This is a genomic window from Marvinbryantia sp., from assembly GCF_047017445.1.
Lineage (GTDB): Bacteria > Bacillota > Clostridia > Lachnospirales > Lachnospiraceae > Marvinbryantia.
Genome location: NZ_JBKXTT010000009.1, coordinates 87,048 through 103,323 on the forward strand (window position 1 = coordinate 87,048; position 16,276 = coordinate 103,323).

Here is a 16,276-nt window from a genome sequence, read left to right on the forward strand (position 1 = left end):
TTCTGTTCACGTACTGCTTCTTATCCCAGCCCGAATAGCAGCCCGACCAGCCGCACAATCAGCGCGCACACCCATGCGATCGCACACTGTCCGACGACGACGCCCGCCGCCCATTTGCCGCCAAGCTCACGCTTGATGGACGCGATCGCGGCTACGCACGGGGTGTAGAGCAGGCAGAATACCAGCAGCGAGGCTGCCGCGAGCGGAGAAATTGCCGCGAGCACTGCTTCGGTGCTGCCAAAGAGCACGTTGAGCGTCGATACGACGCTTTCCTTTGCCATGAAGCCGGTGATCAGCGCTGTGGAAATACGCCAGTCTCCAAAGCCGAGGGGCGCAAACAGCGGTGCGATCCATCCGGCGAGCATCGCAAGAATACTGTTCTGCGAATCGCTTACCATACTGAAATGCAGGTCGAAGGTCTGCAAAAACCAGATTACGATCGTCGCTATAAAAATAACAGTAAAGGCTCTCTGCAGGAAATCCTTCGCCTTTTCCCACAGAAGCTGCGCCACATTTTTCGCTCCCGGCATACGATAATTCGGAAGCTCCATAACAAACGGCACCGCCTCGCCCTTAAACATACTGTTCTTAGAAATGACCGCCACAAGGATTCCCACAAGAATTCCGATAAAGTACAGTCCGATCATCACCAGCGCGGCGTGATCCGGGAAAAAGGCCGAGGCAAAAAATCCGTAGATCGGCAGCTTCGCCGAACAGCTCATAAACGGTGTGAGCATGATCGTCATTTTGCGGTCGCGGTCGGACGGCAGCGTCCGGCTGGCCATGACGCCCGGAACGGTGCAGCCAAAGCCGATCAGCATCGGCACGATGCTTCTGCCCGAAAGACCGATCTTCCGCAGCAGCTTATCCATCACGAACGCCACGCGCGCCATATAGCCCGTGTCCTCCAGAAGCGACAGGAAGAAAAACAGCGTCACGATGATCGGCAGGAAGCTCAGCACGCTGCCGACACCGTTAAAAATGCCGTCGATTACCAGCGAATGGATCGCTTCATTGATATTCCAGGAGGTAAGACAGACATCCACTGCATCCGTCAGATAGCCGATGCCAAGCTCCAGAAGTCCCTGCAGCCACGCGCCGATCACATTAAACGTAAGGAAAAATACCAGTCCCATAATGCCGACAAACGCCGGGATCGCCGTATATTTTCCGGTCAGTACGCGGTCGATTTTCCGGCTGCGCGCGTGCTCCCTGCTCTCCTGCGGCTTCACCACCGTCTCGTCCACCAGCTTCTGTATGAAGTCAAAACGCATATCCGCGATCGCCGCCGCGCGGTCCAGGCCGCGCTCCTCCTCCATCTGGCTGATGATGTGCTCGATCATTTCCTCTTCATTCTGAGAAAGCGCAAGCGCGTTTAATATCATCGGATCGCCCTCCACCAGCTTCGTCGCCGCAAAACGCACTGGAATGCCTGCCGCCTTCGCGTGATCCTCGATCAGATGCATGATACCGTGCAGGCAGCGGTGTACCGCGCCGCCATGCTCATCCTGGCTGCAGAAATCCGTTCTTCCCGGACGTTCCTGGTACTGCGCTACATGCAGCGCATGGCGGATCAACTCGTCCACGCCCTCATTTTTCGCCGCCGAGATCGGCACCACCGGGATGCCAAGCAGCTCCTCCATCTCATTGATGCGCACAGAGCCGCCGTTTCCGCGCACCTCGTCCATCATGTTCAGCGCCAGCACCATCGGCACATCCAGCTCCATAAGCTGCATCGTCAGATAAAGATTCCGTTCAATATTCGTCGCATCCACAATGTTAATGATGCCGGTCGGCTTCTCGCCGATGATAAACTGCCGCGTGACGATCTCCTCGCTGCTATACGGCGACATCGAGTATATGCCGGGCAGATCCGTGATCTCCGTCTGCGGATAGCCCTTGATGGAACCGCTCTTTCTGTCCACCGTCACGCCCGGAAAGTTGCCGACATGCTGGTTCGACCCGGTGAGCTGGTTAAAAAGCGTCGTCTTCCCGCAGTTCTGGTTGCCTGCCAGCGCAAACGTGAGCAGCGTTCCCTCTGCCAGAGGATTCTCGCCCTCCTTCACATGATAGCGGCCGCCCTCACCGAGTCCCGGATGCTCCACCTTTTTGCGGTTCTCACGCACATCCGTTTTTCCTTCCGGCGTCTTCACCGCCGCTTTTTTCTTTTCTATCTCTATCTTTTCCGCATCCGCAAGGCGCAGCGTCAGCTCATAGCCGTGAATCCGCAGCTCCATCGGATCGCCCATCGGCGCATATTTTACCAGCGTGATCTCCGCGCCCGGAATCACGCCCATATCCAGAAAATGCTGCCGCAGCGCGCCTTCGCCGCCGACTGCCGTGATCACCGCGGACTTTCCGATTTCCAGATCTTTTAAAGTCATCTTCCGTATCCTCCTCTTTTCCATGCCTCTCCTGTGCTGTCATTTTCCTATTTTTCGTCGCAAACCTGGAAAATGTAAAATTTCAGATAATACGATTCATCCGCCGCCCAAAGGATCGGATGATCCGGCGCCTGCGTGCGGAATTCCACCTGCCTCAGACGCTTATGGACATTCCTTGCCGCCTGGTGAATGGTCTGTGTAAACAGCTCGTAGGTCATAAAATGTGAGCAGGAGCAGGTGGCAAGGAAGCCGCCGTCCTTCACCAGCTTCATTCCGCGCAGATTGATTTCCCGATATCCCTTCACCGCATTTTTCACAGAATTGCGCGACTTCGTGAAGGCAGGCGGATCGAGAATCACCAGATCGAATTTTTCTCCCTGCGCCTCAAGCTCCGGAAGCAGCTCGAAAACATCACGACAGACAAACTTCACGCGATCCTCCAGACCGTTCAGACGCGCGTTCAGCTCTGCCTGCTCCACGCCCGTCTGAGACGCGTCCACGCCGAGCACGCTCGCCGCGCCCGCCTGTCCTGCATTCAGTGCAAAGGAGCCGGTGTGCGTAAAGCAATCAAGCACCTTCGCGCCCGGACATAGCCGCCGGATAGACTGCCGGTTGTACTTCTGATCGAGGAAGAAGCCTGTCTTCTGTCCGTTCACCACGTCCACCATATATTTCACGCCGTTCTCTTCAATCTGCACATTGGTATCGAACGCCTCGCCGATAAATCCCTTGCGCCGCTCCATTCCCTCCTGCTCGCGCACTTTGGCGTCGCTGCGCTCATAAACGCCGCGGATCTGTACGCCGTCCGCCGCCAGCACTTCCTTTAAGGTATCCACGATCGTCTCCTTCAGACGGTCGATGCCGAGCGCCAGCGACTCCACCACCAGCACGTCGGAAAATTTATCGATCACGATTCCCGGCAGGAAATCCGCCTCGCCGAAGATCACGCGGCAGCTTCCGGTGTCTACTGTCTTTTTGCGGTAATCCCACGCATTCTGCACCCGCATTTTAATAAACGCCCGGTCGATCTCCTGCGCCGGATTTCTTGTCAAAAGACGGATACTGATTTTGGAATGACGGTTGATAAAGCCGCGTCCCAGCGGATAGCCGTCAAAATCATGCACCAGTACGATATCTCCGTCCTCAAAGCTTCCGGCAACTGACGCGATCTCATTGTCGTAGATCCACATCCCGCCGGCTTTCACCGTTCTGCCCTCGCCCTTTTTTAATGTCACAATTGCACTCATTCTTTGTCACCTCTATAGAAACTATATTGCGCCTCCGGATACCTATTATACACCACCGATGCTGCCGGAAGCAATATGTTAGTTACCACTCACTCCGCCCACAGTAACCTTTGCAAATCCATCTGCAAAAATAATTGCAGATCAGTCTTGACAATACCGTAAATACCCCTTACAATGAGAGACAGTTAGCAAAAAAGGGGAAAGGAGGCAGCGATGATGATCGGAAGATTTTATATTTCAGACAACCAGACAGATAAGATGATTCATACAGTCTGCCTCGCAGCAATTTTCTGACAGCACTGGTCTGCTGTCCGGATACGCATATCTGCCGCAGTCTGTAAGGACTGCGGTTTTTTATTCCCGCGAGCAATGAGCCAGGTGCCATGCCCGCACGAGCATTCGTCGGATGCTTTCCTGCCGCCAATGCGGGTCAGCAGCTTTATGCGCGTAAAAAATCAATCGTCCTATACAGAAGCGGAAAAGCGTACATGCTCTTTCGCTTTTTTCTTTATGGAACGCCGGCGGCGTGAAGCAATCCGTGGGCTTTCATTGACAGCACAAAATTCAGGGAAAGGAATCAACGATCATGAAAAAACTGGGAACTTATATGAAGCGCTACGGATTTCTGTATCTGCTTGGCTTCGCCGGAATGGTCATCAGCATCGCGCTGGACATGATGGCGCCGCAGATCACCCGCAGCATCATCGACGATGTGATCGTCGCCGGGCGCGTGGAACTGCTGATGAGGCTTTTGTTCGGGCTGCTCGGTATCGGCATCGGGCGTGCCATTTTTCAGTACGTCAAGGAATTTACATACGATTACATCGGCGTTTCAGTCGGCTACCATATGCGCCGCGATCTGTTCCGGCACATCCAGACCATGTCGATGGACTTTTTTGACAAGCACAACACCGGCGAGCTGATGACACGCACGAAAGAGGACGTGGATAAAGTCTGGGTTGCGGTCGGCTTCATCGGCATTCTCGCTGTGGAGGCGCTGACGCACACCATCCTCGTGCTGGTCTGTATGTTCCGGCTGAACCCGTATCTCACCCTTGTTCCTCTGGTGGTGCTGCCGCTGATCGGCTTCTGCGCCGTGCGCATGGAGAAGGGACTGGGCGAGGTCTACGACAAGATCAGCGAGGAGACTGCCGAGCTGAACACCGTCGCACAGGAATGCATCGCCGGCGTGCGAACCGTGAAAGCGTTCGCGCGGGAAAACTACGAAATTGAGAAATTCAGCCGTCACAACCGGCTTTTCTACGATCTGAATATGGAGCAGGCCGGCCTGCTTGCAAAATATCAGCCGCTGATCACCTTCCTTGGGAAAGTAATGCTGATCGCCGTCATCATCGTCGGCGGTCTGATGGTAATTACCGGACGGATGACGCTCGGCGCACTCGGCGCTTTCTCCGAGTATGCAAACAACGTTATCTGGCCGATGGAAATTCTCGGCTGGCTGAGCAATGATATCGCCTCAGCGTTTGCCTCCTGGAAGAAAATCAAAAAAGTGGCAGAGCAGAAGCCGCAGATCGTCGATCCGGCTGCAGCGGCGGACAGCCAAACAGCAAACGCAGCCGAAAATGCGCAGGTTTCTGAAACGAGCGGCGCGCTTACCTTCGACCACGTCGGCTTCTCCCTCGATGGTCACGAAATATTAAGAGACATCAACATCACCTTAAAGCCGGGACAGACGCTCGGCATTATGGGCATGACCGGAGCCGGAAAGACGACCATCGTCAATCTGATCCAGCGGTTCTACGATGTGACGGAAGGGCGCATTCTGCTGGATGGCGTCGATATCCGCGAGCTGCCGCTTTCAAAGCTGCGCGCCTGTACTGCCGTCGTCATGCAGGACGTTTTCCTGTTCTCTGATTCCGTTACCGAGAACGTAAAAACCGGCTGCCGCGAGGAAATGCGGCAATCTACCGTGGAATGGGCGTGCCAGCAGGCGGGAGCCGCACGCTTTATCAGCCGTCTTGGAAATCAATATGAGACAATCATCGGCGAGCGCGGCGTCGGTCTTTCCGGCGGACAGAAACAGCGCATCAGCATCGCCCGCGCCCTTGCAAAACAGGCTCCTATCCTGATCCTGGACGACGCCACCTCCGCGCTCGATATGGAGACGGAAAAGGAAATCCAGAAAAACCTAAAAGAAATGAAGCAATCTACAAAAATCATTATCGGACACCGTATTTCGGCTGTCCGCTCCGCGGATGAAATCATCGTGCTGGAAAATAACACGATTGCGGAGCGCGGCACGCACGAGGAACTGATGTCGCAGAAGGGACGCTATTACCGGACCTGGTGCGTGCAATACGAAGGGGGGAAATTTTTATGTCAGTAAACTCAGCCCGCGAGGATGAGGTTATGCGCGATGTCTCAAAACGTGAGACACTGCTGCGGCTTTACCGCTACCTTTTCGCGTATAAAAAAACATTGGCGGCGGTGGCGCTTTTGCTGCTCATCACACTTGCCGTTACGCTGGCAACGCCGCTGATGATCGAGCTTGCCATCGACACCTACGTGGCAAACAGAGACACTGCCGGTCTTTTGCGGCTTGCCGTGATCGCGCTCCTGCTTTTCGTGCTGTATATGCTCTGCACAAGATGCTGGATGCGCATGATGGCGGACGTCACAAATAAAGTGCTGCTGACGATCCGCAGTCAGCTTTACGAGCATATCCAGACTTTGAGCTTTCATTTTTTTGACAGCCGCCCGACCGGAAAGATCCTGGCGCGCGTCGTCGGCGACGTCAACTCGCTGAAGGATGTGCTGTCCGACAGCGTGACAAAGCTGCTTCCCGATCTGCTCACCGTTATTGGCGTTGCCTGCATCATGCTGGCGAAAAGCTGGCAGCTTGCGCTGGCGGCGCTGCTCACACTGCCGTTCCTGGCTGCCGGCATGTTCCTCATCCAGATTTCGGCGCATAAGCTGTGGCAGATCCATCGGAAGAAAAACTCAAATCTGAATGCGTTTATTCACGAAAATTTTTCCGGCATCCGCATCGTGCAGAGCTTTGCCGCTGAGCCGGAGCGCCAGAAGGATTTCGATCGCTGTGCGCTGGAATACCGCGACAGCTTTGTGGACGCTGTGCGTATTGGCGATACGTTTGGCGCACTGGTGGAAATCACCTGGGGCGTTGGCGGATTTCTGCTGTATTTTATCGGCATTCGCATCGTCGGCGCGGATAAGATCGGCGTCGGCACCTTCCTGGCGTTTTCCACGTACCTTGGCATGTTCTGGAGCCCGATCCGCAACCTGTCAAGCTTCTATAATAAAATCGTGACAAACATTTCCGCAGCGGAGCGTATCTTCGATATCCTGGATACCCCGGCGGAGATCACCAGCCTGCCGGGAAGCACGGAGCTTCCGCCGATCAAAGGCGAGGTGCGTTTTGAAAACGTCAGCTTTGCCTACACCGACGAGCCGGATAAGCTCGTTCTGGAAAATGTCAGCTTTACAGTAAAACCCGGTGAGACGATCGCACTTGTCGGGCCGACCGGAGCCGGAAAAACGACCATCGTCAATCTGATCAGCCGCTTTTACGACGTCACAGACGGCAAAATCTGCATCGACGGTTTTGATACGCGCAAGGTTACCTTAGAGAGCCTGCGGCGGCAGATGGGCGTGATGACGCAGGACACCTTCCTGTTCACCGGAACAGTGCGGGAAAATATCTGCTACGGCAAAAGCGACGCGACGGAGGCGGAAATGATCGCCGCAGCGAAAGCAGTCAACGCGCACAGCTTTATCATGGAGATGGAAAACGGCTATGACACCAAGATCAGCGAGCGCAGTTCGCAGCTCTCCATCGGGCAGCGACAGCTTCTGGCGTTTGCACGCACCATGCTCTCCGATCCGCGCATCCTCATCCTCGATGAGGCGACTTCGAGCATCGACACGCACACCGAGCTTCTGGTGCAGTCCGGCATCGCCGCCATGCTGCAGAACAGAACCTCCTTCATCATCGCGCACCGTCTTTCCACCATCCGCGGAGCCGACCGGATCTTCTATATCGACGGAAAGCACATCCTCGAATCCGGCAGTCACGCCGAGCTGATGGAGAGAAAAGGCGCTTACTATCGGCTTTATCAGAGTCAGTTTGAATGCGTATAAATTTTGCGCTTTAACCTTTTGGCGGTCAGAACATATACTATAAGGAACTGCAAAAGGAGCCTTTTATTGTGGATAGAAAAAAATCCTGTAATTGTATCAGACAATGCCCCTGCTATCCGAAATGCGATCAGATGATGGACGAAGGGCAGATCCCCGGCGCGATCCCACCCTCCTGGCTGCGTACAGAACCGCCGCGCCAGATGAAAGATATGGAAGGGACATCGCCGCAGGGAGTACCGTATATGGAAACGATGCCGCAGCCCGGCGCTTCCCGTATGGATTCCTCACAGATGCCGCAATCCGACGCGCGCTCAGATTCCGGGACCGTTACGCAGATGGAACCGCGACTGGATTCTCGGGCCGTTACGCAGATGGAACCGCGGCTGGATTCCCGCGCCCGCGTGAGCGACGATATTCTTCTCGAAGAGGAAAATGAGCGTGACTGGCAGAAATTAAAGGAAATGTACCCGGAAATCGCAAAAATCATCATGGTCGAGGTGGAGCGCGTATGCGACAGTATGGAGTACGAGGGCAGCATGATGTTCGATACCATGCCGGACCGCGTGCGCATCCGTATGCTGACCGACGATATTTACGACAAGGTAAAGGACCGCTATCCCGTGGAGGAAACCAACGATCAGGACGATATGTTCTCCATGAACCAGGAGGGACGCCGCCGCTATCCGCCCCGCCAGAACTGGCTCGGCGACTTCATCCAGGTGCTTCTCTTCCAGGAGATGCATCACAGACGCTGCCGCAACCGCCGCTGCAGACACTGGTAAACATTTGTTATCCCACTGAATGTGGCTTCATTCAGTGGGACTTCTTATACGTTACAGATCTTCATATTCACTTTTATACAGTACAATGTCTCCCGCCTGCCTCGTTTTCACAAGGTAAATGACTCTTTGATTCTTACTCCCCCGATACTGCAGCGTCAGATCCCGCTGTTCCATAATAAACGGGCCGTCCACAAGAATATCCGACAATTCCAGGAGACGCTGCACGTCTTTATTTTTCATTTCCAAAAGCTGCTCGTAAAGATAACCTGTGTAGATCATCAAATGCTTTTTCTTTGTCTTTACGGCCTCTGCAATCGGAACCAGCGCTTCTGCCTGCACGAATGGTTCTCCGCCGGAAAAGGTAACGCCATACAGCAGGGGATTGGAAAAGATTTGCTTCAGAATCGTATTTACATCTGCGATCTGTCCACCCGAAGGATCATGGGTTTCCGGATTATGGCATCCCCGGCAGTGATGCGGACACCCCTGCGTAAAGATTACATACCGGATGCCGGGACCATCCACGATGGAATCCTGAACGATCCCGGCAATCTTCAGCTCTTTAGGATAAGGTATGCTTGACACGATCCTTTTCCTCCGCACGCTTCGCGTCGTTGAAACGGTCAGTCGTTCCCACCAAATATCCGGTAATCCGGCGGATACGGTCAAATTTTACATTCTCTCCCACTTTTCCGTTTTCTGGCAATAGCTTTCCTGTCATATCAATTCCTCCTGACTAAAATAATTTTGCGTTCAATGATTTGGGTCAAAATATACGGGAATATCCGGATATTTCTTGCGAAGCTCATTCAATCTGTCCAGTGACACTGCTTCGCCTTCCCGGCGTCCGCACCGCGGGCACACATCGTCAATTACGCCTGTATATCCGCAGACCGGGTCTCTGTCCACCGGATGATTAACAGAACCGTAGCCGATACCGCACTCTTTCATATATCGGATTACAGATTCAAATGCCTCCGGATTCTTTGCCGTATCTCCATCCAATTCCACATAGCTGATATGCCCTGCATTTGTCAGGGCATGATAGGGCGCCTCGACCCGGATCTTTTCAAATGCGCTGATCGGGTAATAAACCGGTATATGGAAAGAGTTGGTATAATACTCTCTGTCCGTAACGCCCGGAATACTGCCGAACCTCTGCCTGTCTATCCGCACAAATCTTCCGGAAAGCCCTTCTGCCGGAGTCGCCAGTAACGTAAAGTTCAGTTTGTATTCCTCCGACTTTTTATCCACAAACTCCCTCATGTGAGAAATGATCTCGTACCCAAGTTTCCGACTCTCTTCGCTTTCTCCATGATGTTTGCCCGTCAAAGCCACCAATGCTTCCGCCAGGCCGATAAAACCGATGCTTAAGGTTCCGTTCCGCAAAACCTCGCCCACCTTATCGTCAACGCTAAGGCCTTCAGAATCTATCCAGATACCCTGCCCCATCAAAAACGGATAGTTCCGCACCGTTTTGCTGCTCTGGATACTAAATCGATGAAGCAGCTGCCTGCTGCAAAGCTCCAGCATTTTGTCCAGCCTGTCATAGAACGCCTGAATATCGCCTTTCGCCTGAATCCCCAGCCTCGGAAGATTAATTGAGGTAAAGCTTAAATTTCCTCTCCCGCAAGTCACTTCTTTTTCCGGATTGTAGCGGTTGCCCATGACACGGGTACGGCAGCCCATATATCCGACTTCTGTGTTATAGTCGCCTTCTTTATAATATTGCAGATTAAACGGCGCGTCAATAAAGCTGAAATTCGGAAAAAGTCTCTTTGCGGAGGTCTTAATGGCAAGGCGGAATAAATCATAATTCGGATCACCCGGTTGAAAATTGATCCCATCCTTTACCTTAAAAATCTGCACCGGAAAGATTGCCGTTTCCCCTGTCCCCAGACCCTTATAGGTGGCATTGAGCAGGTTGCGGATTGCCATCCGGGCTTCTGGTCTTGTGCAGGTTCCATAGTTGATGGAGCTGAAAGGCACCTGTGCGCCTGCTCTGGAGTTCATCGTATTCAGATTGTGAATCAAAGACTCCATTGCCTGATAGGTAAGCATATCTGTCTCTTTCATGGCAATTTGTACAGAGGTTTTGTGTCCCCTGCGCGCCGCCTCTTCTGTCACTTCGATTCCCAGCAGATTCTTTCCTCTGCTCATCATCCAGTTTATAAACGGGCGCTCATAGTCATCGATATTAGCCATGTCAAGGTTCTCAGACAATGCTTCTTTGAGCGCAGTGCGAAACTCGTCCCCCAACGCCGTCTCACACTGGTATTCCAGCCAAAAATATCGCTGCAGCGCATCATAATATTCTTTACGGAAGGTACATGCTACCCCGTCTGCCATTGCATAGTCAAAATTGGGGATCGACTGACCGCCATGCATCTCATTCTGGTTCGCCTGAATCGCAATACAGGCCAGCGCCGCATAACTGGCGATCGATTTTGGGGAGCGTACAAAACCATGCCCGGTAGAAAATCCGTCCTTGAATAATTTGATCAGATCAATCTGACAGCAGGTTTCTGTCAGCATATAAAAATCCTTGTCATGGATATGGATATCCCCATTGATATGTGCTGCCGCAATATCTTTAGGGAGTATATAATTGTCAACAAAATAGTTTGAGCCCTCCGAACCATATTTCAGCATGGTTCCCATAGCTGTATCCGCGTCAATATTGGCATTTTCACGCTTCCTGTCTGCCTCTGCCGCACTGACAAACGTCAGCTCCCGGTAAATCTGTACCAGGTCCGCCTCTGTCTTGCGGACTTTGCTGTGTTCCGCACGATAAAGAATATATGCCTTTGCCGTTTTCGCAAATCCATTGGCAATCAGACGCTCCTCCACCAGATCCTGCACCTGCTCTACTTCCGGCACCTCTCCCGCAGGGATAGAAGAAATCACCTCATCCACCAGCTTTTCAAACTGATATGGGGAAATCGCTTCCACCTTTGCCGCATCATTTGCCTTGCGAATCGCATTTTCAATCTTATTCCTGTCAAAAACCACCGGTCTGCCATCACGTTTCCTGATAGTACCAGGATTCTGAGCAAAATTTTCCAACATGCTGCTACCTCCGAAACAATACTTTGTGTCTACATTTCTGCCGCGCACTATATATAGTATCATTGATGCCATATAAATGCAAGAGGACAAATTATCTATTTTGCATCATCGGATTCACAGGCAGCTTCATGAAAAAACTTATGTGAAAAATAATTTCGCAGGTGGTATTTTATTCATACCCATTGAAAGGTATCTTTTCCTGCTCCAACTTCAAAATGGTATTTCACAATTCCCAGATCAATCTTTGTGTAAAATCCAACTCCCGCCTTCAATGACACCTGATTGCCGTTCTGAGTGAGCAGAAACTTTTGCTGATTCATTGCGGTAGGCGCAAGCAAAGCTGCCTCTGCACCTTTTTTGAACCAATCTGGCATGGAACCGGTTACCTTTGTTACCTCAGAAAGCGATTTTGACTTGTGTTCCACTCCCTGCGTTTCGCCATATCCCAAAGCGATGACAATACAAAGCTTTTCGCCTTGCCCGATCTCAAATGCTGTTTTAATCTTGCTGTAGGTCATTGCGACCCAGCAGGTGTTTAGTCCGAGCTGCTGCGCTTTCAGAACCATCCGCTCCCCATAATAACCACATTTTTCATCAAGCCCAGGTCCCTTCTTTCCAATCATAGCGATATAGTTTGTGACACCGCTGAATTTTCCATAATGCGCCATAAACCCGGCAAAGGCTTTCGGCTCATTGGTCACAAGCTGAATATGCAGCCCACTTTCCCGATTGCAGGCTTTCATCTCCGTCTGGAGAGCCAAAAGCGTTTCTGCTCCTATCGGAGTACTTTTGTACTGGCGAACACTGTGACGTGCTTTCATTGCTTCTGTCAAGTTCATATTCATACCTCACATTCATCGTTATTAAGAAAGCCTCTAATGGCCCTTGCATCCTGATATCCCTTTTCATAAAACCGCTTTAAGGCATCCTGATCCTTTGTCAGCGTATCCACACCACAGGTATTATCCGGAGCAATAATAAGAGCTTGCCCGCGAGCCTCATATTCTATCGCCTTTGCCACTCCAGAATTATACTGTTCAGCCCGTTTTCGCAGCCTTTCAGCCGCCAGCGGATATTTTCGCTGTATCCTGTCTGCAAAGAAGTTGTCCTTTCCCGGCGTCCGCGGGATATCCCTCGGCTTGGTCAGAATCAACACCGCCCGGTCACAGCCTGACGCAAACGCCTTTTGTATCGGCACGGGGTCACTCAGGGCGCCGTCATAATACGACACACCATTCACCTCATAGGGATGACATACAAATGGAATCGCAGAGGACGCCTTTAGAACGCTGTAATCATCCTGCCTCAGATCACTTTTATCAAAATATTTCGCCTGACCGGTTTTGGCATCCGTAGCAACCGCCAGAAATTCTATGGGGCTGCTCGTTATTGCCCGATAATCCAACGGATTTTCCCCGCCGGTATTGCTTAATTTCCCATAAATATAATCCAGATCCAAATAGGACTTTTTAAAAAGAAAATTTCGAAGGCTCATATACTCCCGCCGGAAAGGATAATCTGTATAAAACGCATAATTTCTTTTTTTCTGCCCTGCTATGTAGGATGCCACATTGGCGCTGCCTGCCGAAACACCGATGCCAAGATCAAATTGAATTTTTTGATCCATGCAATAATCAAAAACTCCGGCGGCATACACGCCGCGCAGACCACCGCCGACATCAATCACTCCTGTCTTCATCATTTATCACTACTCCAATCTGGCAACTGGTCCATAATATTTCTTGCGTGTTGGAGCATTTGTATTAGTCTGTTCATTGCCTCCATATCCGCATCAAAGTAATAATAATTTTTTGTTCCTTCCCTGCGCACTTTCAAAATGCCGACATCTTTTAATATTTGCAAATGATGAGATACGGCAGGGCGGGAGAGATTTGTTTTTTCTGTAATCGTTCCGACCCGGATCCCTCCGCAGTGCTCCATTCGCATCATTTCCAACATGAGATGCTGGCGGTTTTCGTCGCCAAGCGCTATTAAAATTTTTTGGCAGCTTTCAAATTCCTCCGCCAGACGATTGACTTCTTCTCTGTGCGACGCCATGAGCCCGACCTCCTTGCTCCTGTTTTCTCAAGTTATAATACTTATTCTGTTTGCTTAAACCATTCTACCATATTTCCCTGAAAAAATCTTAATGGTAAAGAAAATCGAGACCATAAAAAATTTTTTCAGATTTTCAGATTGACAAATCCGATTCCATACTGTATGATAAAGGCGCTTGCTCGGAGGGCATATCATTCTTTAGAAGTGATAAGCTGGATAAGGCAACAGGCTGCGATGCCTGTAAGACTTTATCCGGCTTTTTTGTTACTCTGAGTAATTTTAAAGAATTGTCATCGGAGGTTTCGTGGCCGCAGCCACAGGAACGAAAAAGATGTCGAGTGCGCTCGGTTATAGAAGCAATAACCGGGCGTAAATTTTATTTTAAGGAGGACACAGTATGGATTTTCTCACAAGTAAAATCAAGCCTATGTATTTTAAGTATCTGACGGCAGCCTTTGGCAGCGCGCTGATCTCGTCCATTTATGGCGTCGTCGATATGGCGATGGTCGGCCAGTACCAGGGACCGAACGGTACAGCGGCACTTGCCGTTGTCGCTCCCATCTGGAATATCATATACAGCTTAGGTCTCCTGATGGGGATCGGCGGCTCCGTGCTTTTTTCCACCTTGCGGGGCAGATCAGAAAGCAACCGGAAAGAATCGAACGAGTATTTTACCGCTGCTTTAATCGGAGTTGTGATCCTTGCCGCCATTACCTGGATCAGCATTATTTTCTTTGATACCGGCTTATTAAAATTATTCGGAGCGGAAGAAACCTTACTTCCCTTAGCAAAGAGCTATCTGTTCCCGGTAAAATTTGTGGTGCCAAGTTTTTTATTTACACAGTTGATGGCAGCATTTCTCCGCAATGACGGTAATCCGGGACTGGCAACCAAAGCAGTCCTGTTCGGCGGGATCTTCAATGTGTTCGGCGATTATTTCTTCGTATTCACCCTGGATATGGGGATCATGGGCGCCGGTCTTGCTACTGCTATGGGTTCCGTATTTTCTCTTTTGATTATGCTGACCCATTTTGGCAGCAAACGAAACACACTGCGGTTAGAAAAACCAACAAGATTGTTTTTCAGGTTAAAGACCATCAGTGTGACCGGTTTTTCCACGTTTTTTATTGACGTGGCAATGGGGATCCTGACCATGCTTTTTAACCGGCAGATTTTGAAATATCTCGGAACAAATGCTTTGTCTGTTTATGGCATTATTATCAATATCAGCACCTTTGTCCAGTGCTGTGCCTACAGCATCGGGCAGGCATCCCAGCCGATCATTTCAACGAATTTCGGCGCCGGTAAAGGAAAACGGATCAGTCAGATCTTAAAATACGCATTAGGAACGGCAGCCGTATTTGGTTTGATCTGGACAGCGCTTGCGGAGCTTGTCCCCAACCTGTTCATCCGCATTTTTATGACTCCGACAGACGAAATACTCGCGATTGCTCCGGGAATTATCCGCAGCTATGGTATCAGCTTTCTCCTGCTGCCGCTTAATATTTTTTCGACCTACTATTTCCAGGCGCTGATGAAACCACGCACTTCTTTCCTTGTGTCAGTTGCAAGAGGGGCAGTGATCAGCGGATGTCTCATTTATCTGCTGCCTGCTGTCGCAGGAGCAGACGCGATCTGGTTTGCCATGCCAATTACAGAATTGGTAGTAGCTATATTTGTCATTATTAAAATAAAACAATATACAAGCCAGCTTCCAAACTCCTGATCGACAACGGATTACCAGGATCAGATCCGGAAACTGAATACACTCTGTCAGCACCGCCATGTGCTGGCAGAGCATACACTTTTTCTAAATATCCGTTTAATTTTCTTACGGGACACGGCCGCACCAACGAATCCACGTACAGAAACATTCAATAGAGGCATCATCCCGCCAGGTTTGTTATATCTCCTGTCCGTACCGCTTCTGCGATAGTTTCTGGCCCTTCTGTTCCCCACACCAGACACTCTGCATTTGCAAATAGCTACAGAATCCGTCCTATTCTGCGGATTCTTCTGCACATCGAGCACTTTCTCCGTCCGCCTGTTCCTCCGGGCCTACAGCTTTTTCATCTTCTACTTTTTCTAAAAAAGTATCTACAAACGCATTCTCGATTTTCTTATATCCGCCAACTACTGTATCCTCAATCTTCTTATATCCGCCAACTGCCGAATCTTCAATCTTCTTATATCCGCCGACTACCGAATCTTCAATTTTCTTATATGCGGATGTTGCTGTTTTCACAACCTTTTCTCCGATTTTTCCTGTTTTCATTCTATATTCTGTCATGGCAAATCCTCCTGTTCTGATTTTTCATTGCTTTTTCTGTCTGCACTTCTATCTATCCTGCAGCCGGCTGACTACTGTAATTGTAATTCCAGCAATCGCCGCCAGAGCAACGATCACGGGTACCATTTTTTACACTGCTAATACCCTCCTTTCGTTTACTATGGGTGTATTCTATCGGGTTTATATTTATTTTTTGCTTAAATTTTGTTTGAATAATATTAAAACTTATCAAACACATGCTTTACCGCCTCTTCATCCATACCAGTTCCAGCAGCCCTTCTCCGGCTGACTTCTCTTCTTTCTAAAGTGGGTCAAAAACATTCCTTG

At 50.6% G+C, this 16,276-nt stretch carries 13 protein-coding genes; 4 read left to right on the forward strand and 9 right to left on the reverse strand.

Features of this window, described 5'->3' with window-relative positions; all coding sequences use genetic code 11:
* Positions 1–20: 20 nt before the first annotated feature.
* A complete protein-coding gene (feoB, locus tag ACLU9Q_RS12040) occupies positions 21–2,384 on the reverse strand; it encodes a ferrous iron transport protein B (protein ID WP_296832701.1) in 2,364 nt (787 codons plus the stop codon).
* 47 nt (positions 2,385–2,431) lie between these two features.
* Positions 2,432–3,631 (reverse strand): class I SAM-dependent rRNA methyltransferase, encoded by a 1,200-nt coding sequence (locus tag ACLU9Q_RS12045; protein ID WP_296832704.1) that lies wholly within the window; start codon positions 3,629–3,631, stop codon positions 2,432–2,434.
* 586 nt (positions 3,632–4,217) lie between these two features.
* Here ACLU9Q_RS12045 and ACLU9Q_RS12050 point away from each other — a divergent pair.
* The 3 genes from ACLU9Q_RS12050 to ACLU9Q_RS12060 all read left to right on the forward strand — a co-directional run bounded on the left by ACLU9Q_RS12050 (position 4,218) and on the right by ACLU9Q_RS12060 (position 8,532).
* On the forward strand, positions 4,218–5,978 hold the full coding sequence (locus tag ACLU9Q_RS12050; RefSeq protein WP_296832707.1) for an ABC transporter ATP-binding protein: 1,761 nt from the start codon (positions 4,218–4,220) through the stop codon (positions 5,976–5,978).
* Positions 5,969–7,750 (forward strand): ABC transporter ATP-binding protein, encoded by a 1,782-nt coding sequence (locus ACLU9Q_RS12055; protein WP_296832709.1) that lies wholly within the window; start codon positions 5,969–5,971, stop codon positions 7,748–7,750. The genes ACLU9Q_RS12050 and ACLU9Q_RS12055 overlap by 10 nt, the downstream gene beginning before the upstream one ends.
* Before the next feature lie 68 nt (positions 7,751–7,818).
* Positions 7,819–8,532: a hypothetical protein gene (locus ACLU9Q_RS12060; RefSeq protein WP_296832712.1), complete on the forward strand. Its 714-nt coding sequence runs from the start codon at positions 7,819–7,821 to the stop codon at positions 8,530–8,532.
* 51 nt (positions 8,533–8,583) lie between these two features.
* On the opposite strand, the gene nrdG is transcribed toward ACLU9Q_RS12060, so the two are convergent.
* The 6 genes from nrdG to ACLU9Q_RS12090 all read right to left on the reverse strand — a co-directional run bounded on the left by nrdG (position 8,584) and on the right by ACLU9Q_RS12090 (position 13,659).
* Positions 8,584–9,117 carry an anaerobic ribonucleoside-triphosphate reductase activating protein gene (nrdG, locus tag ACLU9Q_RS12065; RefSeq protein ID WP_296832714.1) on the reverse strand — a complete coding sequence of 178 codons (534 nt, stop codon included), beginning with the start codon at positions 9,115–9,117 and terminating at the stop codon, positions 8,584–8,586.
* Positions 9,095–9,253, reverse strand: a complete 159-nt coding sequence (nrdD, locus tag ACLU9Q_RS12070) for an anaerobic ribonucleoside-triphosphate reductase (protein ID WP_296832717.1) — start codon at positions 9,251–9,253, stop codon at positions 9,095–9,097. Before nrdD ends, nrdG begins: the two co-directional genes overlap by 23 nt.
* A 32-nt stretch (positions 9,254–9,285) precedes the next feature.
* On the reverse strand, positions 9,286–11,601 hold the full coding sequence (locus ACLU9Q_RS12075) for an anaerobic ribonucleoside triphosphate reductase (protein ID WP_296832720.1): 2,316 nt from the start codon (positions 11,599–11,601) through the stop codon (positions 9,286–9,288).
* Positions 11,602–11,774: 173 nt separating this feature from the next.
* Positions 11,775–12,440: a nitroreductase family protein gene (locus ACLU9Q_RS12080; protein ID WP_296832723.1), complete on the reverse strand. Its 666-nt coding sequence runs from the start codon at positions 12,438–12,440 to the stop codon at positions 11,775–11,777.
* A gap of 2 nt (positions 12,441–12,442) precedes the next feature.
* The gene (locus ACLU9Q_RS12085) at positions 12,443–13,303 is read right to left on the reverse strand and encodes a patatin family protein (protein ID WP_308594145.1); all 861 of its coding nucleotides are present in this window, start codon (positions 13,301–13,303) and stop codon (positions 12,443–12,445) included.
* A complete protein-coding gene (locus ACLU9Q_RS12090; protein WP_296832726.1) occupies positions 13,300–13,659 on the reverse strand; it encodes an ArsR/SmtB family transcription factor in 360 nt (119 codons plus the stop codon). The genes ACLU9Q_RS12085 and ACLU9Q_RS12090 overlap by 4 nt, the downstream gene beginning before the upstream one ends.
* A gap of 397 nt (positions 13,660–14,056) precedes the next feature.
* On the opposite strand from ACLU9Q_RS12090, the gene ACLU9Q_RS12095 reads away from it, so the two are divergent.
* Positions 14,057–15,385, forward strand: coding sequence for an MATE family efflux transporter (locus ACLU9Q_RS12095; protein ID WP_296832730.1), 1,329 nt, complete (start codon positions 14,057–14,059; stop codon positions 15,383–15,385).
* 273 nt (positions 15,386–15,658) lie between these two features.
* Here ACLU9Q_RS12095 and ACLU9Q_RS12100 read toward each other — a convergent pair whose 3' ends face one another.
* The gene (locus ACLU9Q_RS12100) at positions 15,659–15,949 is read right to left on the reverse strand and encodes a hypothetical protein (RefSeq protein WP_308594147.1); all 291 of its coding nucleotides are present in this window, start codon (positions 15,947–15,949) and stop codon (positions 15,659–15,661) included.
* Positions 15,950–16,276: the final 327 nt, after the last annotated feature.